This window comes from Candidatus Lokiarchaeota archaeon, assembly GCA_014730275.1.
Taxonomy (GTDB): domain Archaea; phylum Asgardarchaeota; class Thorarchaeia; order Thorarchaeales; family Thorarchaeaceae; genus WJIL01.
Window position 1 is genome coordinate 1 of record WJIL01000014.1, and the last position, 20,905, is coordinate 20,905.

The following is a 20,905-nucleotide window of genomic DNA, read 5'->3' on the forward strand; positions in this document are numbered from 1 at the left end:
AGCAGCTCCTTGGGTAAGACGCCCTGCTATCTGCTCAAGAGAATCATGACATTTCTCAATAAACAGAATCAGCAATAACGTTAAGAGAGAATCAAGTGGACAGACTAATGATGGTAATGGCGGATATTGAGACCTGGAAGGAGTCTTCGTTCGAAGAGAAATACGGCGCAATGATGGAAGGTATGTCCGAGGAACAACAGAGGAAACGTGCAGAGGACGTACTTCATCTCTGTCGATGTGATAGATGTCCAACAAATACCGATAAAGAGGAACTAGATGCAGTATATTGCACTCTTAGAAAGGGTAAGGAAACTCGTGAGGAAAAGGGATGCCTTTGCGAAGACTGCCCAATCACAAAAAACGATGAGTTTACGCTGAGAATACTACTCCATTCGTGGTTCAGCAGTCCAGCTATCAGATCTGGCAACAGATGACGGGTGCCAGGTGAAATCGTCAGCTCCCTTTTTTCATATGGCTGCGAAGTGAATCCGACAAATAGCAGAAAAAATCTCTCATCTTATGATTCTTCTGGGGGGTATTCAAGACACTTGTTTAATTCGTTCACCCCTTGGGTGCAGGAACCTCGATTTGGTACCGTTCGTTGAAAATCCGATTCATGAACAACCGAGCAACGAAGAAACCACAGATAACCAGACAGAGGAATATCATGATGAAAATAATGACTTGGTAGAAAGCCGCGGCTACAGGGTTCATGCCTCCCGCAATCAATCCACTCATCAGGCCAGGAATACTAGCCAAACCGAGTGCCGCGTATCTATTGAGATTGGGCAAGAAGCTCGCTCGAATTGCTTCTGTAACAGTCGCATCGATTGCCTGCTTAGGTGAAGCACCCAAGGATAGAGCCGTTTCGAGCAGATTTCGTTCCTTCTGTGCGTTGGACCACATCCGTTCAATCACTAGACTTGTTGTACCCATAGCGTTGCCCCCCAGCATACCTCCCATTGGGATAATGAACTCGCCTATCGGTTTGATAACCCCAATAGCGACTGAAATCAACATTACGAGAAGGGTGGGGATGGTGATGCTCGGTACAGCAACCTTAAGCACACCAGGAATTTCATCGAGATTGGTACTCGCAGTGTGACCGGCCGCAATACACATGATAGTCAGTACACCAAAAATCAACCAGAGATTCTGCAATGCAAAGAGCTCGAGCAGTATGAAACCCATGATAATGATTTGTATCGTACCTCGCACAGTGCCAATCAGTAGCTTCTCTTCGATACCAAGCCCCTGCCACCTGCTGATAATCACGAGGAGGGCAAGAAGGACTAGTGCTATGAGGTAACGCTGAGCCGCATCGACAATCTCCGGTGGAATTGAATTGAGGAAATCCAGTATCAGGTTGAAATTGAATTGCATCTTTACTCCCTCATCTCCAATTCAATGACGCGCTCCGTGAATCGTTCCGATTGTTCACGGTTGTGGGTGACGATAAGAACACCAATCTGGCGTTCCTCAATGATGCTGTTTATACTTGCCTCAACAGCAAGAGTTGATTTCTCATCCAGAGCAGAAGTTGGCTCATCAAGTAGAAGCACACAGGGTTCCAATAACAGGGCTCGTGCAATAGCAATGCGTTGCTTTTCGCCTCCAGAAAGATTCTCCCCTGTTCGGTCCATCATGTCAGGATCCAGATTGACCTCTTTGAGAACATCCTCAAGTTCTTCTTCGGGAGCAGAGCGATTATGTATCTTCAACCCCCATAGCAGGTTCTTTCGTACAGTGCCAGGAAACATGCTGGCCTGCTGTGGAACAAGAATCATGCATGTTCGCAGCTCAGTGGGATTCCACTCAGTTACATCCTTGCCCTGAAAGAGGATTCTTCCTGTAACAGGATCTTCTAGATTGTTGGCAATGCGGAGAAGAGTACTCTTCCCCGAGCCACTGGGTCCAGTTATTCCTATAGTTTCGTTTTCGTGTAATACGAAACTCAAATCCTCAAAGAGAATATTGTCATCGTATCTCATTGATACGTCGATGAATTCTAGAACCACATCTGATGACATTTCGCCTATCGCCACATACAAGGACAATTCCAACCAGTACTTATTCCTATTCATACAATATGTCGAGAAAGCCCATTCTGATAGTGCAGGATAATAATCAAATCGACATAGCCAGAACTTCGAAATCTACACATACCTAGATATACTAATCCTAGTGACAAGCTTCGATTTTTTATCTCGAAGACGAACCACGGACAGGTTTACGCGGTCGAAGAGCACTCTGATTGTAGTTTATGCGAAGCTTAGGCAGAAAATACAGTAGCTAGTAGAGCATTTGCTGCTCCGAAGGAGGAAAAAAAGGATGTTAACAATTGGAGAGAAATTCCCGGAAATGCAACTCGATACGACTCATGGCGAGGTGAAGCTACCGCATCATTACAAAGGGAAGTGGTTCATACTCTTTGGCCACCCAGATGATTTTACACCTGTGTGCAGAACAGAGTTCGCGGCTTTTGCCAAAAGGCACGATGAGTTCAGAAAACTCAACACAGAACTCATTGGCTTAAGCGTTGATAGCACAATCAGCCATATGAAGTGGGTCGAATGGATTGAAGACAATCTAGGAGAGAAAATCGAATACCCAGTTATAGGCGACCCAATGGGCACTGTATCTGACACGCTTGGTTTGATTCACGCTCAATCAAGCACAGAGACGGTCCGTGCAGTCTATATTGTGGATCCAGAATAGACCATCCGTGCAATTCTCTTTTACCCGCTTGAACTGGGAAGGAACATGGACGAATTTCTGAGAATGGTGAAGGCCTTCCAGGTAGGTGGCGAATACAAGGCCGCTATACCGGCGAACTGGCCCAACAACGAAATCGTAGGTGAACACGTGATTGTTCCGCCGCCAGGTTCCATGAAAGAGGCCAAAGAGCGGATGAAGGAGTATGACTGCTTCGACTGGTGGCTATGCCACAAAGAAGTCCCCAAGAAAGAAGCTGAAGAAGCAAGGAAATACTTGGAACGAGCTGTCAAAGTTCCCGAATGATTTGAACAGTCTATCAGGAACGAAGGCCTAAGAGGTAACAGGATTAGAAACCAGGCAGAGATTCTCTGTCTGGCCCCATATTTTATCAGGACAACATTTTCAGTGAAAGCGAGGATACACCTTGACTAGGTATACTAAGGGTGCTCAACATGAGCGAAAGGTAAGGGACATCCTTGAGGCCAAGGGGTTCGAAGTTGTTAGAGTAGCTGGGAGTGGCGGAAGAGGTGGAGATCCCGATCTTCTTGCCTGGGATGATGAGCAAGGTTTCAAAATCGAAGTCAAGGCAATCCAGGGATTCACGAGAACCAGAGCACAGAGGATTCTCGAGGAGATGAAACCGGGCACCAAAGCTCACATGACGCCTGTCGTTATCTGGAGGAATTACTCTGTTTACAAGGGGGATGGGCTCTATGATGTTGCGCCCAAGCGCCTGAGATGGCTTGTTGAATCTGAGAGACTCACTGAGCTACGTTCAATTGCAAAGGGGGAACTTCTTACAGATGATATCAAAGGATCCCTGATTAACGCAGTGAGGACCTTCATAGAACGACATGGAAAGGACAATAGAGAAGCTCGTTATGACGGCAGGAAGTACAGGACAGAGTTTGTTCTATCAAAAGAGGGTTTCTTCAACAGCACCCTTTATGGATATCAGGTGTCAATGGTTGAAGACAGCAAATACCTAGTCTTCGTTGAGGAGCAAGAAGAAACGTCTCAGAACAGCTACACATGTTTTCTTCAGCCCAGCTGATTATCCAAGGAGATGAGGAGTAATTCGTTTTCTTCAAAAAAGGCATAAATCATTTAAGTGATGGTTAGCAAATATAGTTAAGAAAGCGGGGGGTCAAAATGGATTGTCATAGTCCTCATCTCAAAGCTTCAACATTGATTCTTTTCATCGCATTCACAGCAATCGGCATTACCCAATTATCAATTCAGCATGATTCTGAGTGGAGTGAGCTGCTGAGAGAAGACCAATCAGACTTCATTCTAACCGAAAGCAATTCCTCCTTCAGCTGTGAATATGTTGCGACGAGAATAACGAATATAGAAATCGCATCAATTACAACAAATAACACACCCATATCGCTTGTAATCATGAATGAAACGAACACGAAACTGTCCATGGATAATGTAACTCGGTTGAGAGGGCTTTCCGTGAAAATGAACCCCCGGCCTCCAGAAGTAATCACTGTTACTGTTTCACGGAAGAGTCAGACAGCAAGCGTGCGGCTTGAAATTCTGATTCTTCAACTAGTGCCACCTCCAGCTGCTAGGGCTACAATGATTCCCATCATACCATCAATAGTCATTATCGGAACGTTTGTATTGGGCTACAATTTGATTCGTTTCCGGAAAGATTGCTGGAATCCATTTCTCATGCAGAAGGATTCACCTTCGAAGCTGGACCAGATTGTACCGTTGGCATTGATAGTGGTGCCGTTGGTTGGTGGAGCAATGGTTAGTCCGTTTCTCAGTGATATTACAGGGAACCAGTATCAACTGATAGAAAGAGAAACTGTTTTGGACCAGCGGAGCATAACAGATACGCTAACTGAAACAGACCCTATGAAGAACTACTCTCTCTATTCGATAGCCGATTCCTACAACAGCTCTATTCAAAGACTACGAATACATTCTTTCGAAGTCGATGATTCACCAATCTTCATGCGCGGAGAATTTGAAGACGAATCGATAGATTTCGTAATAGAATCAACAGTTAATTCTCCCATCTTTTGGTTTGAACCAGACTTTGAAATTGAACCTTCCATTTTGTATTTTGAAAGAATTGAAAGTGATGTGCAGTATTCTTTTGTGATTGACATAATAGGCACTGAAATGGTTCCCGAAACTGATCCTACTGTTCCTTCCATTTTGGCTATCTGTGGGCTATTTATGTTGACATTAGCCACATATAGAGCGTGGAGAATAGAGGACACTCTGAAGAACCATATTGGGACCGAAGATGTGCTAGAGAGTAACCCTAGATAGTGTGGTGCTGAGTGTTCAGTCAACGAAACTGTCATAAGACAGAGATATTGGATTTCCTTTGCATTACATGGGAGACAAAAGTTGTGAGCGATGTAGCTGAAGACACCGAGTTTTTTGATAGCTATGCTGGCAGTAAACCAACTGCTGTGGGAATGATTCTAGCAACTCTCTATGCTGTCTCTGCACTGCTTCCTCTCAGTGGATTCTTTGCGGCTGCAGGTTTCACTACAACCATCAGCTTTGCAATCATCGTGGCACCTCTCATTGGAGTGATTTTGGGACCCTATCGCGGAGGTGCATTTGGACTCATAGCAGGTGTGCTTGCCACGTTTGTGTCTCTGCCGATTGGAGGTGGCATCTATTTGGCCGTACCAACAACCATTCTGGGTCCTGCAGCATCAGGATTTTTCACCGGGCTGGCAAGACAAACGTGGACCGAAGCAAAAGGAGTGAAGATTCCAGGCCCGATTATCACAGCCGCTTATTTGCTCATCGTGGTGTTGCTTTACGAAATAAAGAATCTGAGCGCGTGGTGGTTTGTTCTGCCATACATGCTTGCCGCGGCTGTATCGATAGCATTTCAATTCTATAACAAAGATATAGTTAGAGGATCCGATGAAAAGCCGAATCCATGGGCAATAGCTCTTCTCGCCTTTATTGGCACCATGACGGATTTCTCAATGATGACCATCGGTGCGGTTTATATCCTTGCTATTCCGGCCGACGTATTTGGGTTTGTTATTTTTCCACTCATGCTTCTTGAGAGGTCTGTAGCCACTGTGATAAGCTCTATTTTGCTGATTACCGTATTCAGCATCTTTGGTCAGGAGCTGCTTTTCGGCAAAGAAACTAGCAATTGATCTCATTTGTTTCGTACATAGACAGCTATGATAAAGAGCACAATTCCTCCTAGTACGAGTCTGATACTCCCTGCTACAAGCCCAAATATCAGGGCAATCAGACCTATTACGAAAATACCGAAACTGGCCTTCATACTCGTCACTTCACATTACTATCTCAAATGACCCACTTTTCTATCCAATACGGATTACACTTCGAATAGCACTGCCCTGTAGAACTGAGATTCCTTGTTCAATGCATCGATGCGAGTTTCTTTCTTTCGAAAGCCATGTGATTCGTCCTTGTATTCTACATATTCATGTTTGATACCCTTTTCGTCCAGCAACTTGACGATTTCCTGGCTGACCTCTGGCGTGACTATCTTATCATCCAGGCCTTGGAACAGGATCATGGGTGCTTTGAGATTCTCAATGTTGTTAATGGGCGATCTCTCTTTATACACGCTTTCATCTTCCTCAAGCGAAGCTCCCAGCAGGGAATCCAGATATCTTGATTCGAATTTGTGTGTTAGCTTGACAAGCGTGACTAGATTACCGATGCCGTAGTAGCTAGCTCCAACGCTGAATAAATCAGGGAACATGGTCAAACACCGTTGTACAGCATATCCACCGGCGCTGCCCCCTCGTATTGCGATTTTTGATGATATCATATCTTCTTGCTGTAGATAGTTAATCCCATCGCGAACGTCTTTGGCATCGATTATGCCCCATTTGCCTAGTAGTTTATCTCTGAACTTTCTCCCGTAGCCGGTACTTCCTCTGTGATCAACATCAAAAATGGCATATCCCATCGATGTCCAGAACTGCTTCTCCAATGAAAGTGAAGTCGATGCTCTGGAAGTAGGACCTCCATGGACTTGGACTATCAAGGGAGGTTTGGAGTCGGGTGGAGGACTGAAATTGGGGTTCCGTGGTTGATAGAACATCCCGTATGCATGTTCACCGTCTTTTGTCGGATACTCAATGGGTTTAGACTCAGACACATGCTCTGGCTTCAACGGCATTTTGTAGCTTTCTTTCAGCACACTGACTTGCTCAGAATTCGCATCAAATACAGTCACAGCTGGGGGATGGTCCCCCGAAGCCGCCAGCAACAGGAAATTGGAATCATCGGCCTTCCGTATAATCGACATTGAATCATACGACAGCTCGATATACTCTATTTCCTTGGTATCAAGGGAAATTCGTGTCAAAAAATCTCCGCTCTTTTTGTGGCAAATGGCGTACATTTCATCCCTAGAAAAAGCATACCTGCTGTACCCAAGACCCCACATAGCAGTTCCAAATTCTGCCAATTCCTGTGTGATTGGCTCGATGCTTCCCTTTCTTTGGACGTAGATGTTCCACCAGTTCTTAGGGCTATCTTCAGCGTGACCGGTCTCGTCCATGATGAAGAACAATTGGTCGGTGGGCCCAAACTTGGGATAACAGATTGCTGTTTTTTCATCTCCAGCGACCTTCTCTTCTGACTCTACAGATAATTCATCACCATTGAATTCCGCTTTCCAGAGCTCGGTTCCCTCCCAAGGCATACGAGGGTGATCCCACTGAATCCAAGCAAGCTGTTTTCCGTCAGAGGAAAGTATAGGCTCGCCATAGAAATCACTCCCCGAAACTAGTATGACTGGCTCCTGCGGAAACGATTCTTCAAGACTAATTGCTGCAAGATAGTTTTCATTCTCTTTGTCCTCAAATTCCTTTTCAAAGACGAAAATGAGGGTCTTTCCATCTGGAGACAAGGTTGGTACTGCATATTTTCCCAACGAGCCGTCTTCAAGTCGTTCAGGTGTCAGAGCAACAGGCGCCGAATCGCTGTCGAATTCATATCTGTACAATCGTTGATCCTTGAAATTCGAGAAGAAAACCACATCATCATGTATGGTAAATGCTCTTCCTCCATACTCGTGAACTCTCGTCCTCACATTGAAATCAGATGGGGTGACATCCGTGGCCCCATCCTCTGTTTGTTGTACAACTACAATTCGACCATCTTCGGCCGGGCGAACCTCAGCCCAATATTTCTGCCCTCTGTCATCTGTGAATATGTCCGCGAACTGGATGATATCCATGTAGATTTCTTCAGGGGTCAGAAGAGGGTCCCATAGGCCATACTGACGTGTTTCTTTGTTCATACTATTCCCGAGGTTATATCTCTTGAACCGCATATATACTCCTTACTTTGGGTCTGGGACTGAGACAACTAGAATTAATATATCACCATCTGCCTGGGGGAGACATTCAGATTGAATCACTGGTCTCAAGATGGTCACTATGGCGGCAATTTTGACAACAGCAGCTACTATCTGCTTCATCGCGGCAGCTATTACGGGAATTGCCTTTTTCATTACTTTCAATCATTACCTGCAAAACCACTATTCTCATGCTCTCTATATGTCAATTGCCTGGGGGAACATAATGGTATGTTATGTCCTTCAAGGATTGTCCGAGCTATTCTCCTCTGAGATACTATGGCTTCTTTGCTGCTACGCATATTTGCCACTGGGCTTCGCTCTGGTTATTCTACTAGATTCACTCACGAGGGTTTCCATTGACCCGATCAAGATAGGGATTATCTCCGCATTGTCTGCGGCGGTTCTCATCACCTCCTTTGAAGCAAATTCAGTGGGCACCATAATATTTCCAAATGGCGAACAAGGAATGGTTGCAACGGGAGAATTCCTGATAGCACAGGTTCTTCTGTATTTGGTGGAAGGAGGATTAGCGGTCTACTATACTCTGAAAATCATGCTGAAAGCACCTTCTCAGCTGAGATTTTCTTCAAGGCTGTTCTTCTTTGGGGCTTTTACCTTAGGAATCATTGCTCCAATATCTGTTGGACTTGGACTCAATATGTTGATTCCTGCGAGTGATGCTCTATTCGTTGCTCTCGGTACCCTATTGTGTTCAGTATCGATCGTCAGAGAACCTAAGCTTGCGTATGTCCTACCGTTCAAGGCGTTGAAACTAAGCTTGGTTGAATCCAGTGCGGGTATACCCCTCTTCTCTCATTTCTGGGTACCGGAAGAAGAACTAGGCGATGAAATGCTGCTTTCAGGTTTTCTAAGCGCCATCAGTCAAGGTTTGAACGAAACTCTACATCGAGGCACGATTCGAGAAATTGTCTTGGATGAAGGACTATTGATTTACAGTAGGAGCGATGATTACCCGATTTCCTTTGTGATTGCCGCAGACAAGTCGACTGCACAGCTCAGACATGGACTTGAATGCTTTCACAGAAAATACGTGGATCAGAATGAGCAGTTCCTAGAAGACCCAATACAGAACCAAAATAGACTGCCGGATGCTACACATATAATTCAGGATTGTTTTCCATTTGTTCCAAGCTACAAGTAATGGGAACGAATGCATCCACCTGCTTTACCGTCTCTGAATCCACGGTTTGGTTTGTTGCAGTTAATATATCACCGTCAGCAGGTACTATTGACCATGGTTATCTCTGCGTCTTTTTGCTCGTCGCAAGTCGATGTTATGAGTGATAGCCATGGTCACTCAGATGGAAGGATTTCGGTGCTATAGAAATCAGCAGCCCTATCTAGCAGTTCAATTGGCACTCGGGTCTCTAGGCAGATATTTCTCCTCCCATGAAAAGTGACCTGCCAAAGAAGGAATATAAATTCCTCATCATCTGTTTGATAAATTCGGCGTCAATCAAAGAAAAAATGACACAATCAGTTACATCTTCGGAGGAAATCAACCATGACAATTGCAGCCAAGCATTCCACAACAGGAACAGCTCGGGGAACAATACACGGATCGTGTCGACCCCTTGCGCTCAACTCGATTTCCTGCATCTGTTGCATATCTATCGTATTTTGAGGTTTTGAAATAGTAGGAGTTGGCTTAAACGCCACTTTGAATTCCACTTCTGCCCCGTTGGTGATACCTCCTATGATACCCCCTGCGTCATTCTTGGTCCAAGCTACTTCGCCGTTGATAATCTCAGCTGGATCATTGTGCTCTGAACCTTTCATTGATGCTGAATCGAAACCCGAACCAAATTCGATTCCTTTGACTCCTGGAATGCTGAACATTGCGTGACTCATAACACTCTCAATGGAATCAAAGAAGGGTTCTCCCAATCCAATGGGAACTCCACTTATTCTGCATTCTACGAGCCCTCCAACAGAATCCCCATTTTGACTCGCCTTCATAACCTGTTCTTCCATTTCCGACACAAGGTTGATGTCAGCACACCTTACAGAATTCGAGTAGACATGTTTCCGAATCATTTCATTAGGAATCACCGAGTCTACTGCTACCTTCCCAATTCGTACTGTGTGGGCTAGTAGCTCAATCCCTTCTTCCTCCAAGATGATTTTGGCAATGCTTCCTGCCATAACCAAACCAGCTGTCATTCTTCCAGAAAAAGTACCTCCTCCTCTATGGTCATTATGGCCGTTATACTTGACTCTAGCTGTGTAATCTGCATGGCCCGGCCTCATAATGTGCTTGGTCCTGTCATACCACGAACTATCCACATCTCGATTGGCGATTGTCATGGTTATGGGGGCTCCGGTTGTCCTGCCATCCAATACACCGCTATGAATGCGGATTCGGTCACTTTCCTTTCTAGATGAAGCCAGCTTGCTCTTTCCGGGACGACGACGGTCTAGTTCCGTCTGTATGTCATTCTCAATTATATCCAGCCCTGGTGGGCATCCATCAACCACAACACCAACGCATTCTCCATGACTCTCACCAAATAGCTGGATTCTATATCTTTCTCCGAATGAAAAAGTCACAATTAACCACCGATTCCATTATCATGTATCAATTCTACTCTCCCACCAATTGACCGGATATCAGAGATAAAGCTAGGATAGCTCTTCTTAATGCACTCTACATCCCTTACAACGGTTGTATCATCTGCAACTAGTCCAGCAACTATGCCTGCCATGGCAATTCGATGGTCCCTGTGTGAATCCAGTATTCTGCCCCGCAATCTACTGGGTCCACGAATTGTCATACCATCTTCGACTTGCTCGATATCACCGCCCATCTTTCTCAGCTCTTGACTAATCGATGCAAGTCTATCGCTCTCCTTTAGCCGCAAGCGTGCTGCATTAACTATTCGAGTGGTTCCATTAGCTTGAGTTGCTATGACGGCTAGAATTGGAACCAAATCAGGTACATTCGAAACATCAACAATTACCCCATTCATGTCGTCTTTCTTAACAGAAACATCACTGGCGAATCTGACACATGCTCCCATTTTCTGAATGATTCGTAGGAATTTCGCATCTCCTTGGAGGGTGCGTCTTCTTAGACCAGAGACAGCAACATCTCCTGCTAGAGCTCCGGCTGCCAACAAGAAGGAGGCTGATGAATAATCTCCTTCCACTTCGTAATGCCTGGATTGGTAGCTCTGGTTGCCTGGAACCAGAATCTGGTTCCAGTCGTTAGAAACTCTTGTTTTCACCCCGAACTGATCCATGATTGCAAGACTCATTCTCACATAAGGCTGAGATTCTAGGTTTCCTTCTATTCGAATGGTGGTGGATTCTCTTGCTTTGGAGCAGGCAAAGAGGAGAGCGGTTATGTATTGCGAAGAAATATTGCCCGGAACAGTTACCTTACCACCTTTGATGAATCCCCTACCCAGAATCTGGACTGGCGGTCTTCCGGCCTTACCAAGGAATCGTGTATTAACGCCTAACTGACGTAGCGCACTGACTAGGGGGCCAATGGGTCTTTGTCGTAGGGTTATATCACCGGTCAAAACACATTTTCCGTCTACTAATGCTGATAGTGCGCAGAAAATCCTAAGTGTGGTACCTGAACCTTTGCAATCCATTTCTGAAGCAGGAGCCTTGAGTTGATTGGGTCCTTTGATTCTAATCGTCGTATCTTGCTGAATGTCAGCCCCCATCATTTCACAGATTCTCATTGTTGCTTTTGTATCATCGCAATAGAGCGGGTTCGAAATAGTGCTAGACCCATTAGACAGAAGTCCACATACAATCGCACGATGAGTGTAGCTCTTGGATGGTGGTGCAGCAGCTTCTCCAGCAATCACCGATGGATGAACAACAACTCTCATAGTTTCAACCTCTCAACGATTATGTATACAGCTTCTTCCACATTCAATTCATCAGTCCATACTTCAACGTCCATCATTTCTGTGTAGATTTCATTTCTCTTATTCAAAATCGACTGGACTCTTCTTTCAAGGTCGCCTTCCTCCACGTTGAGTAGTGGTCTTGTTGCCGATTCAGAAGTTCTTGCAACAATAGTGTCAGCTGATGCCCTTAGCAATACAACAGACACATTCTCCTCTATTAGCCGACGATTTTCGGGTGTAAAGGGTGCTCCACCTCCAAAACTGATTACCGTTGTTTTGAGACCGCAAACTTCTTTGATAACATCCGATTCCAGCAGACGAAAAGTGTCTTCACCTTCTTCTGAGAATATTTGAGAGATTTCTTTTCCAGCACGACTTTCAATAATTTCATCCGTATCACAAAATCGCCAACTCAGAACATCAGCCAAGTGTCTGCCAATCGTTGTTTTGCCTGTGGCCATGAAGCCAATCAGCCCGATATTCATCTGCTTCGGATTCATTGGGATTCAGCTTCCAATTTCTTGAGTAGTTTATTTCTCATCACATCAACAGGTGGTTTCAATCCGGTCCACTTCTCAAAGGATATAGCTCCTTGTTGAATCAAAAGAGCAATACCATCTACTGTCCTGCAACCTACGTTGTTGGCTTCTTTTAGTAACCTGGTCTCTACGGGGTTATAGATCAAATCCATAACCACCAAGTCATCACGAAGTAGCTCTTTCTTGATGGGTGTTTCACCAACTGAATGACCTTTCATACCGACTGGTGTGCAATTCAGAAGTAGGTCGTACTCGCGAAGGGAATCTTCTCTGACGGGAAAAATGGCTGCTGCAAGAGAAGTAGAAAAAAATTCTTCTAAGTCCTGTACTAATTCCCTTGCTTTTCTGAGTGTGCGATTGTAAATGAGGATGTTCCCTGCCTTAAGACTGGAAAGTGCATAAACTACGGATCTTGCAGCTCCGCCTGCGCCTAGGACCACAGCGGAAGCGCCTTCAATTTTAATTTCAGATTCTCTAAAGACACCGAGGAGACCAAGCATATCTGTGTTGCATCCTACAACCCTTTCATCTTCACGATATAGTGTATTTACAGATCCAATAGACTCTGCCTGCTTGGTCACTTCTGACAAGTGAACCATGATACGCTGCTTATGTGGTATCGTTATATTCGCACCTTCAAAATCTCCCACCTCAATAGAGTCTACGAAACCAGCCAATTCATCACTCCTGAGTGCCAGAAGACTGTATTCATATTCCTGTTGCAAACCAAGAGCCCTGAAGGCTGCATTGTGCATGAGAGGGCTGTAAGAGTGCTTCACTGGATTTCCTGCAAGTACAATACTTTTCAAGTGAGAACCTCCAGTACATCTCTCATTATTGTTTGTGGAATCTGCCCTGGAGCAGCCTCGCTACCATAATCATGTGAAACATAGGCGAAAGGAGCGCCCAAGAACAGAGAAAACACCCGCGTGAACTTGCCAAGACGGTCCATAGCAAATGCAATCAAGGGTATCTCTGGTTTTACAGTTGGATGATACAATTCCAGCGTACGAAGGCAATCGCTCAAAGAGGTCGGTGCGGCAACTATCTTTATGATATCTGGTTGTGCCTGTTCAATCTCTCTGAGGATTTCCTGAAATACCAATTCTGAGGGTGTTGAGTTCCAATAATGTTTCGATATGATAAGGCAAGAATCTGTATCCCTTGTGTTTTTCTTGACTGCTTCGAGTAATAGCTTCGAGGTTTCTAGTTCTACATCGATATAGGAAGCTCCAGCAGAAAGGGCCTTAGCCAGATAGTCAATTCGATCTTCTTCCTGTCCATCAAACAGCCCACCAAATTTCAAGGGTCTACATGTCGCGATAATAGGCTTTGAAGAAACATCATAGATGTTCTCTAGCTCTTTGATTTGGTCCATATAGTCCATCCGATGTTCAATCAGATCCCCTTTGCAAGAAGACATCATGTTCATGCACTCCTCTGGAGTTCCCCCCGTGATGGAAACACATAGATTCTTGTTCATTTGTTATCTCACCCTATGTATTCACACTATGTAGTGCCTTGCTCTCCACAGGAACGCCATCATCAGTTTCCCCTTGTCTGATATTGAATTGTCTTTGAAGGATATCTCCTGTTTCGATAGTTCCCATGAGTTCCTTAAACATGTCAAGCGTCAGGGACTGTGCACCATCAACAAGAGCCTCTTGCGGATTGGGATGCACCTCCACCATGATCCCATCAGCCCCCACGGCTAGTCCACCTAGAGCCAAAGGAATCACTAAGTCTCGATTCCCAGCGGCATGGCTAGGATCAACAATTAGTGGAAGATGTGTCATGGTCCTCAGAACCGGTATGCTACTCAAATCGAGTGTATATCGTGTGTGGTTACTATGTGTTCTGATGCCTCGTTCACAGAGGATAACCTTGTGGTTACCTTCCGACATTATGTATTCTGCGGCAGCAAGAAGTTCAGTAAGCGTTGCCCACATACCACGCTTCAGCATCACAGGCTTTCGTGATCTTCCTGCTCTTTTGAGAAGTGCATAATTCTGCATATTCCTAGCCCCTATTTGGATAATGTCAACAACCGTTTCCACTGCAGGAAAACTTTCTGTATCAAGAGCCTCTGATATGATTGGTAGACCGGTTTGATGTCTAGCCTCCTCAAGTATCCGCAGGCCTTCAACCCCTAAGCCCTGGAACGAATAGGGTGATGTACGCGGCTTAAATGCGCCACCCCGGAGTATATTGGCCCCCATACCTTTCACGGCTTCCGCGGCACCAATAATCTGCTCTCTAGATTCTACTGCGCAGGGTCCAGCGATGATTATTGGGCGATCTACCCCAATTTCTATGTCTCCGACAGCAATAGAGGTACCTTTTGGGTTGGATTCAATATCAGCGAGCTTATACGGCTTGGTTACCAAAATGACTTCCATTACACCCGGTAGTCCTTCTAGCCTTTGAGCATCAGCTGTTTCTACCTTTCCTGTAACATTGATTACGGTACGATGTACTCCAGGATTTGTGTGTCCTTTGTAACCCAATTTCTCAATAGCATCAATTGCTTCATTCACTTGTAGTTCCGTTGCGTTTCTATGCATCACTATTAGCAATTCTATTCTCCACCATTAGATTCTAGATAGATATCCCATCCACCACTTTCATCTCCACTCGCCCTAATTCAACAAGTATGGGGAGTGAGAGCCCTCCATGCCTGACCTTTTTGTCCTGCTTCATTACATCCTTGAGATCCTCTTTGGACAATGAAGAAGGAATGACGGTAGGTAAATCAAATGAGCACAACAAAGATTCTAGCTCCTCTAGAAATTGGTTATCTAGAGCATCAATTCTTACAGCGTAGCGTGCTTCTTCTAACATTCCGATGGCGACTGCTTCGCCATGTGAGATACTGTGTTCTGAACAGGTTTCGATGGCATGACCAACGGTGTGACCGAAATTCAAAATCTGTCTCGTGCCATGTTCAGTTTCGTCTTTCTCCACGATCCGAGCCTTGTTTCTCAAACACCGTTCCACAATGGTCGTAATTGTTTCCAGGTTTCTCTGAATAATTTCATTCCTTTTTTCTTTCAGCATCTGTAGCAACTTGGGATCCATAATGATGCTGTACTTGATTACTTCTGCAAGCCCAGTAGCATAGTGATCATCAGACAGGGTTCTTAGAGTAGCCACATCTGCAATGATTCTATGAGGTTGGTAGAACGTACCTACCAGATTCTTACCCCACTCTAAGTTCACCGCCGTTTTCCCCCCTAGAGAAGCGTCAACCTGTGCTAGAAGAGTAGTTGGTACCTGTAGTAGCTTCATACCCCTCTTGAATGTAGAAGCTACAAATCCAGCAAGGTCTCCAATGACTCCACCACCGAGAGCAAGAATTGCATCTGATCTAGATCCCAAATTCTCTCCTAGAAAACAATACAGATTTTGAGCTCTATCCAACGATTTAGTGGATTCACCGGACGGGAGAATCTTGGTACTAATTTCAATCTCTGAATTTTGAAGAGCTTCCAATACAGGTTTCAGATGAATATTGGATACGATGTCATCTGTCACTATGAATACTCTATCCGTTTCTTGATCTAGAATTTGATCCAGTATGGGCAAAAGCGCGTGTCCTACGTGAACTGGATACTCCCTAGACTTCGTTCTTACGTGAAAAGAGGTTTCCATTATCTCTTCCCCTCCGGAGCCTTGTGTTGTTCCATGAAATCCAGGATATGATACATATCGTGATATGCTCTAGCTGAATCCATACTCCTTTCGAGAGCAGCTTTGATGCTCTCATAGGATTCCTGAAATCCAGCTTGATCCCACTGTATGAGGGGCTCCAGCAAGCTTTCAATTCTGGAGGAGAGGCTGGTCAGGATATCCATCGCATACTTATTCAATCTGTGAAGATGATAATGCAAGTCAGTAGATTGGGCCATAATACTTCCAGTCAATACAGTCTGAATTTCGAAGGTTGTTCCACCAATCTGTTTCAACACTTGGACATCTTCTTTCGCCAGTACTGAAGCCAGAACCATGTTCATGAAATATGGCAGTGAGAGGGTAAGAGCCATTATTTGGTCATGGCGGTCTGCCTCGACAGTGATGATTGCAGTGTTTGGGAACAAGCTTTCCACTACTTCTTGTTCGTTCTCGGAGTCAATTATTGGAATCAATAGGATTTTCTTACGCAATGACTGAGCTCCAGGTCCAAACATCGGATGAATACTTAATGGACGAATGTCATGGTTGGTCAATTCTTCGAGAGCATCGACTAAATTCATCTTTAGAGAAGATATCTCACACAGGGTAGATTTTCTTTTCATGTGCGGGATTACTTCCCGAATGACACCCGCAGTTTTATTCATGGGTACTGACACAACAACCAGTTCTGCGTTATTCACTGCCGTTTTGTTGTCAGACGTTACCCTGATATCACATGACTGGGGAAGCTTTCCCAGTTCCGGAGTTTGCGGATCAGATATGACCAAAGAACGGTTTTGTCCTGCAAAATGTCTGGTTAGCCAACAACCCATATTTCCGGCTCCGCCAAGTATCGCTATTGTCATTCTAACATCTCTCCAATTCTACGAACAGCTTCAATCAATACTTGCTTCTCTTGGCACAGAGCGATTCTGAAAAACGAAGAATAGCGGCGCCCATAGATTGTCCCTGGTACAATACACACCCCCTTTTCTTCAAGCAAATGCTCGGCAAAATCCACACTATCAAGTTCTTTATTCTGAAATTGTGGGAAGAAGTAGAATCCTCCGTCTGGAGGATAGAAGGAAACAGGCAGTTCTTTGAGCAATCCATTCATCGCTTTGGATCGTGATTCAATTACCCCCACGTTGTGTTTCACTTCATCCTTGCTATCTAACGCACCGAGACCAGAATACTGTACAAACTCTGGCACGCTAGTTAGTAGTAACCCTTGCAGCTTTGCCATCATATTGATTGTCTTAGTATTTGAAATAGCGAATCCCAGTCTGAAACCAGTCATTCCATACGTCTTGGAAAATGACTGCACACAGACATAGCTGCACTTTGGGTGCTCTAGAATACTTGTGTAATGAGATTGAGTGAACCTTGAGTATACTTCATCGCTAAGTACAAAGATATCATGATCATTGGCAAGACCCACAATTCTCCTAAATACCGACTCATCCAGTACTTTTCCAGTTGGATTGGAAGGACTGTTCAAGATAATAGCCTTAGTTGTAGGATTAATCTGTTGTTCGAGTTCACTTATCTCTGGTTCCCAAAAGTCCTCAAGCTCAGTTGAAAGGGAAACAGGACGGCCACCTACCTCGGTAACGAATCGGGAGTATGCGGGATAGGATGGCTCCAGAATTATGACTTCATCACCAGCTTGTACAACTGAAGATACTGCTAGAAAGAGTGCTAGCCTGCCTCCAGCTGTTACTATGACCTCGTCAGCTGAAATCTGTCTAGAATATCTCTGATTGAATACATCAGCAATCTTCCTTCTGAGTAGAAGGATTCCTTGGGATTCTGTATAACCCACATCACCTCTGCTCAAGGCCTTCATGAGTTTTCTTCTTGCTTGATTTGGAGGGGCAAAATCAGGCTCCCCAACCTCAAGATGGAGAATATGCTTTCCAGCATTGTTCATACGCCTTGCCTTAGAAAAAATCTCAGCAACACTTGGGGGAGAATTAACTGGGTTTCTTTCCAATTGGACTTGGACAGACTCTTGGATTAGCTGATTGAGTATTCTCAGGGCAAATCTGGCATCGAGATTTCGCCCACTGCACATTTCAATGACGTTATTCTGAAGGTGCCGCTCTACATCCCTGTTAATTACGGAGATACCCTCTCTTTCCTTCTCTTCAGAAACCTTCCGAACCAGTGAAAGGCGTTTATCAATTAGGGAAAAAATCTCATGCGTTGTTCGCTCTATTTCCTTTCTAAGGGAAGAAAGTCGTGAATTACTTCTCATGGGTTAGTATCTCAGCTCCCTGTCTATTATCCAGAATACGGCTGGTATAGACAGTATAGCTGAGATAGTCAAGTGCGCCTGACCTAGAATGTAGTCGATGTGTGACCCTTGTTTGTTGGAGAGTTATGGAGTTGACTTTTGATATCATCGGAAAGCACCAGAAAGAATCTACCTTACAACCAAATGAAATGGCTGGTCGTGATCTCTCGGTGTTATGCACCATAGCTATAAGAACCACTATACAGAACGGGCTGTCCCGTCGAGTATAGCCAGATGGTTCCAATTAGATGCATTGAGAGATTCACTAATTCAATTTCCCATACTTGTATCTTTTATACTTTCTCCCTAGAAAGGCCCTGTGTAAAAAGTCATACCAACGTATCGGAGTGATTCATATTGTTGTTCCTGTTGTCAGGATACGTGCGTTTGAATAGCGAATTGACAGCTCATTTGAGCTTCTCACAACAATTCCGCCTACTTTTTCCACAGAGCCTCTAGAAAACCTTCATCAGTCCTTTTGCATACATTTTCAGCATAATCCAAGAATACCGCATTATCAAACAATCTTGGTTCCATTTACAGATGCATCAAAACAAGCCGAACAGCGCGGAGAGACATTTCAAACGGCATCGTGGGTAGACTCATTTTGTCATTCTCAATTGCCTGTTCAGGCATACATGGAACATGAATGAAGCCGGCTTTGGAATCGTGCAATCCTCTGTCAATCATCTGGAGAACATGGAATAGAACAAGATTACAGCCATAGATTCCAGCATCATAACTGATGTATGCGGGAATCCCGTTTTTTCGAAGTAATGAAACAAGCTGAGCCAAATCAAGATTCGAAAAATAGGCTGCAGGCGCGTCGGAATCGATTACGTCAGTTGAAGGCTTATTCCCATAGTTATCTTCCCGCTTGGTGTTCACTGCATTTTTTGCAAGTCGCTCAAGCGAGATGGCAGCTCGACTTGCTTGCCCCATACAGAGAATCACGTCAGGTTTTATCGAGGTTACTAGAGACTTGATTCTCTCCGGCACGAATTTGTAATCCAGCGGCAATTCAACACCTTTGACGACGTAGCTTCCAGTATCCTGCCCGTCTAATTCTTTGGCAATCTCTGCCGATGGATTGACTGAATATTCGTCAAATGGCTCATATCCTGTGACTAGAGCAATTGGTGAATCAGGAGACATACTAATCTATGATTTAAATCAAGCATTAAACGGTTACTCTCTTCTGACCTGTATATCACTTTCAGATTGTAATCGCACGAATCACAAACCAGCTGCCCAGACCTATCTGAAAGAGGCCGATTATCACATTTATGAGATTGATTCCACGCCAAGTCGCTTTTTGAGCAGCTGCATCCGTTGTTACAGCCAGAAATCCTCCGAATATGAAATCAGTAGAAATGTGTGTTAGGTAGATCAATGTACCAGCCAACAGGATGGTGCCAAGACCGACACTGAGCTCGGAAATAAGCATAGATACGTTAGCTACACCCACAGCAAACCACCAGAGCAAGAAATATGGTGAAAAGATGCTAACTACAATCCCCTGAGCTGTTGCCTCGATGGCAGTAGAAGCAGTATCGTTATTCTCTTCGGTTTTGCCTGGATTCTCCTCTTTTGCCCGATAGTCACGTAGTGCTAAACCCCCGTATGCTACAATCACAATCCCACCGAAGAAGAGCAGCATATCAATAGCGAAGGGCGTTAGGGAAATCATCTCGACACTGATAGCTAGTGCGAATACAATACCCAGCTCGACCAGCGCATGCCCAACCATTGGAAGTATGCCGTAGATCTTACCCTTCTTCGTTGCCTGCATAATCACAGCTGCGGAGAGGGGGCCTGGCGCCAGTGCCCCTGTAAGCGAGAGCAAGAACCAAGCCAGAAGAATTTGAAATATGCTCACAGTGGCAACTCCTGTCATACCTCCCCTGTTTAAATAGAAAACTCTGACGATATGGATGCGCCATAGTTGTATTACAAATCATACAACACGGTGTCTCAGACCCTCTAGAACTCCTAATGGATTTCTGGGTGAGCCAAACGCATTCGCTCAAGAGTGGTTTGGCTATGAAACAGGTACAAGTCTTCCTGCCCTTTGATAAGACCGTGGAAGTCTGCAACTGTTTGGTAGAATTCCCCTACTGGTCATGAACATAGTTGTGATAGATGTAGCGACCACCATCATGTTTCGGATCAAGAAACTGACAAGAATCTCGGATAAATCGGAAACTTGGAGGTATGTAACCACTTTCAAGCAACCAGAGAGAGCAAGTCTCTATCACAAAGAGGAAAAAGGAGAAAATATGGCAAAGCAAAAACCTGAAAAGGAACAAAAAGTTGACCCTCACACATAGGAAAGTGAAGCAAAATAAAGCCTCATAAGCCTCCTTTTGCGCATTTATTTCAAATGGAAAAGTGCTTTAAGCGACCACGCAGACACGATGAAAAACAAGGCGTACGGGCT

General features: G+C 44.7%; 19 protein-coding genes and 1 pseudogene. 6 read left to right on the forward strand and 14 right to left on the reverse strand.

Annotated features, from left to right (window positions below; all coding sequences use genetic code 11):
- The first annotated feature begins 107 nt into the window (after window positions 1-107).
- Window positions 108-434, forward strand: coding sequence for a DUF2769 domain-containing protein (locus GF309_01805; protein MBD3157499.1), 327 nt, complete (start codon window positions 108-110; stop codon window positions 432-434).
- Window positions 435-561: 127 nt separating this feature from the next.
- On the opposite strand, the gene fetB is transcribed toward GF309_01805, so the two are convergent.
- Complete coding sequence (fetB, locus tag GF309_01810) at window positions 562-1,383, reverse strand: iron export ABC transporter permease subunit FetB (GenBank protein ID MBD3157500.1); 822 nt, start codon at window positions 1,381-1,383, stop codon at window positions 562-564.
- 2 nt (window positions 1,384-1,385) lie between these two features.
- Complete coding sequence (locus tag GF309_01815; GenBank protein MBD3157501.1) at window positions 1,386-2,084, reverse strand: ATP-binding cassette domain-containing protein; 699 nt, start codon at window positions 2,082-2,084, stop codon at window positions 1,386-1,388.
- Window positions 2,085-2,361: 277 nt separating this feature from the next.
- Here GF309_01815 and GF309_01820 point away from each other — a divergent pair.
- The 4 genes and pseudogenes from GF309_01820 to GF309_01835 all read left to right on the forward strand — a co-directional run bounded on the left by GF309_01820 (window position 2,362) and on the right by GF309_01835 (window position 5,873).
- Window positions 2,362-3,021: pseudogene (locus GF309_01820) on the forward strand (peroxiredoxin).
- 121 nt (window positions 3,022-3,142) lie between these two features.
- Window positions 3,143-3,772 carry a hypothetical protein gene (locus tag GF309_01825; GenBank protein MBD3157502.1) on the forward strand — a complete coding sequence of 210 codons (630 nt, stop codon included), beginning with the start codon at window positions 3,143-3,145 and terminating at the stop codon, window positions 3,770-3,772.
- Between the two features lie 98 nt (window positions 3,773-3,870).
- Window positions 3,871-5,013 (forward strand): hypothetical protein, encoded by a 1,143-nt coding sequence (locus GF309_01830; protein ID MBD3157503.1) that lies wholly within the window; start codon window positions 3,871-3,873, stop codon window positions 5,011-5,013.
- Window positions 5,014-5,096: 83 nt separating this feature from the next.
- Window positions 5,097-5,873 (forward strand): hypothetical protein, encoded by a 777-nt coding sequence (locus GF309_01835; GenBank protein MBD3157504.1) that lies wholly within the window; start codon window positions 5,097-5,099, stop codon window positions 5,871-5,873.
- 188 nt (window positions 5,874-6,061) lie between these two features.
- Here GF309_01835 and GF309_01840 read toward each other — a convergent pair whose 3' ends face one another.
- Window positions 6,062-8,038, reverse strand: a complete 1,977-nt coding sequence (locus GF309_01840; GenBank protein ID MBD3157505.1) for a prolyl oligopeptidase family serine peptidase — start codon at window positions 8,036-8,038, stop codon at window positions 6,062-6,064.
- A 106-nt stretch (window positions 8,039-8,144) separates the two neighbouring features.
- Here GF309_01840 and GF309_01845 point away from each other — a divergent pair, with 106 nt between their 5' ends.
- Window positions 8,145-9,227, forward strand: coding sequence for a hypothetical protein (locus GF309_01845; protein MBD3157506.1), 1,083 nt, complete (start codon window positions 8,145-8,147; stop codon window positions 9,225-9,227).
- A 335-nt stretch (window positions 9,228-9,562) separates the two neighbouring features.
- Here GF309_01845 and aroC read toward each other — a convergent pair whose 3' ends face one another.
- From aroC to GF309_01900, 11 genes are all read right to left on the reverse strand, one after another.
- Entirely contained in the window at window positions 9,563-10,639 is a 1,077-nt protein-coding gene (gene aroC / locus GF309_01850; GenBank protein MBD3157507.1) for a chorismate synthase, read from the reverse strand.
- On the reverse strand, window positions 10,639-11,934 hold the full coding sequence (gene aroA / locus GF309_01855; protein ID MBD3157508.1) for a 3-phosphoshikimate 1-carboxyvinyltransferase: 1,296 nt from the start codon (window positions 11,932-11,934) through the stop codon (window positions 10,639-10,641). Before aroA ends, aroC begins: the two co-directional genes overlap by 1 nt.
- Window positions 11,931-12,455 (reverse strand): shikimate kinase, encoded by a 525-nt coding sequence (locus tag GF309_01860; protein ID MBD3157509.1) that lies wholly within the window; start codon window positions 12,453-12,455, stop codon window positions 11,931-11,933. The genes aroA and GF309_01860 overlap by 4 nt, the downstream gene beginning before the upstream one ends.
- Window positions 12,452-13,303, reverse strand: a complete 852-nt coding sequence (gene aroE / locus GF309_01865) for a shikimate dehydrogenase (protein MBD3157510.1) — start codon at window positions 13,301-13,303, stop codon at window positions 12,452-12,454. The genes GF309_01860 and aroE overlap by 4 nt, the downstream gene beginning before the upstream one ends.
- Window positions 13,300-13,977 (reverse strand): type I 3-dehydroquinate dehydratase, encoded by a 678-nt coding sequence (locus GF309_01870; GenBank protein ID MBD3157511.1) that lies wholly within the window; start codon window positions 13,975-13,977, stop codon window positions 13,300-13,302. The genes aroE and GF309_01870 overlap by 4 nt, the downstream gene beginning before the upstream one ends.
- A 13-nt stretch (window positions 13,978-13,990) precedes the next feature.
- Window positions 13,991-15,070, reverse strand: a complete 1,080-nt coding sequence (aroF, locus tag GF309_01875) for a 3-deoxy-7-phosphoheptulonate synthase (protein MBD3157512.1) — start codon at window positions 15,068-15,070, stop codon at window positions 13,991-13,993.
- A 22-nt stretch (window positions 15,071-15,092) separates the two neighbouring features.
- On the reverse strand, window positions 15,093-16,145 hold the full coding sequence (gene aroB / locus GF309_01880; GenBank protein ID MBD3157513.1) for a 3-dehydroquinate synthase: 1,053 nt from the start codon (window positions 16,143-16,145) through the stop codon (window positions 15,093-15,095).
- Entirely contained in the window at window positions 16,145-17,032 is an 888-nt protein-coding gene (locus tag GF309_01885) for a prephenate dehydrogenase/arogenate dehydrogenase family protein (protein ID MBD3157514.1), read from the reverse strand. The genes aroB and GF309_01885 overlap by 1 nt, the downstream gene beginning before the upstream one ends.
- Window positions 17,029-18,426, reverse strand: a complete 1,398-nt coding sequence (locus GF309_01890) for an aminotransferase class I/II-fold pyridoxal phosphate-dependent enzyme (GenBank protein MBD3157515.1) — start codon at window positions 18,424-18,426, stop codon at window positions 17,029-17,031. Before GF309_01890 ends, GF309_01885 begins: the two co-directional genes overlap by 4 nt.
- A 576-nt stretch (window positions 18,427-19,002) precedes the next feature.
- Entirely contained in the window at window positions 19,003-19,620 is a 618-nt protein-coding gene (locus GF309_01895) for a pyroglutamyl-peptidase I (GenBank protein MBD3157516.1), read from the reverse strand.
- Window positions 19,621-19,681: 61 nt separating this feature from the next.
- Window positions 19,682-20,362, reverse strand: coding sequence for a hypothetical protein (locus GF309_01900; GenBank protein MBD3157517.1), 681 nt, complete (start codon window positions 20,360-20,362; stop codon window positions 19,682-19,684).
- Window positions 20,363-20,905: the final 543 nt, after the last annotated feature.

Coding starts and splice junctions, on each gene's coding strand:
- GF309_01805 (MBD3157499.1), top strand. CDS start 108: ATGATGGTAATGGCGGATATTGAGACCTGGAAGGAGTCTTCGTTCGAA.
- fetB (MBD3157500.1), bottom strand. CDS start 1,383: ATGCAATTCAATTTCAACCTGATACTGGATTTCCTCAATTCAATTCCA.
- GF309_01815 (MBD3157501.1), bottom strand. CDS start 2,084: ATGAATAGGAATAAGTACTGGTTGGAATTGTCCTTGTATGTGGCGATA.
- GF309_01830 (MBD3157503.1), top strand. CDS start 3,871: ATGGATTGTCATAGTCCTCATCTCAAAGCTTCAACATTGATTCTTTTC.
- GF309_01840 (MBD3157505.1), bottom strand. CDS start 8,038: ATGCGGTTCAAGAGATATAACCTCGGGAATAGTATGAACAAAGAAACA.
- GF309_01845 (MBD3157506.1), top strand. CDS start 8,145: ATGGCGGCAATTTTGACAACAGCAGCTACTATCTGCTTCATCGCGGCA.
- aroA (MBD3157508.1), bottom strand. CDS start 11,934: ATGAGAGTTGTTGTTCATCCATCGGTGATTGCTGGAGAAGCTGCTGCA.
- GF309_01860 (MBD3157509.1), bottom strand. CDS start 12,455: ATGAATCCGAAGCAGATGAATATCGGGCTGATTGGCTTCATGGCCACA.
- GF309_01870 (MBD3157511.1), bottom strand. CDS start 13,977: ATGAACAAGAATCTATGTGTTTCCATCACGGGGGGAACTCCAGAGGAG.
- aroB (MBD3157513.1), bottom strand. CDS start 16,145: ATGGAAACCTCTTTTCACGTAAGAACGAAGTCTAGGGAGTATCCAGTT.
- GF309_01885 (MBD3157514.1), bottom strand. CDS start 17,032: ATGACAATAGCGATACTTGGCGGAGCCGGAAATATGGGTTGTTGGCTA.
- GF309_01890 (MBD3157515.1), bottom strand. CDS start 18,426: ATGAGAAGTAATTCACGACTTTCTTCCCTTAGAAAGGAAATAGAGCGA.
- GF309_01895 (MBD3157516.1), bottom strand. CDS start 19,620: ATGTCTCCTGATTCACCAATTGCTCTAGTCACAGGATATGAGCCATTT.
- GF309_01900 (MBD3157517.1), bottom strand. CDS start 20,362: ATGACAGGAGTTGCCACTGTGAGCATATTTCAAATTCTTCTGGCTTGG.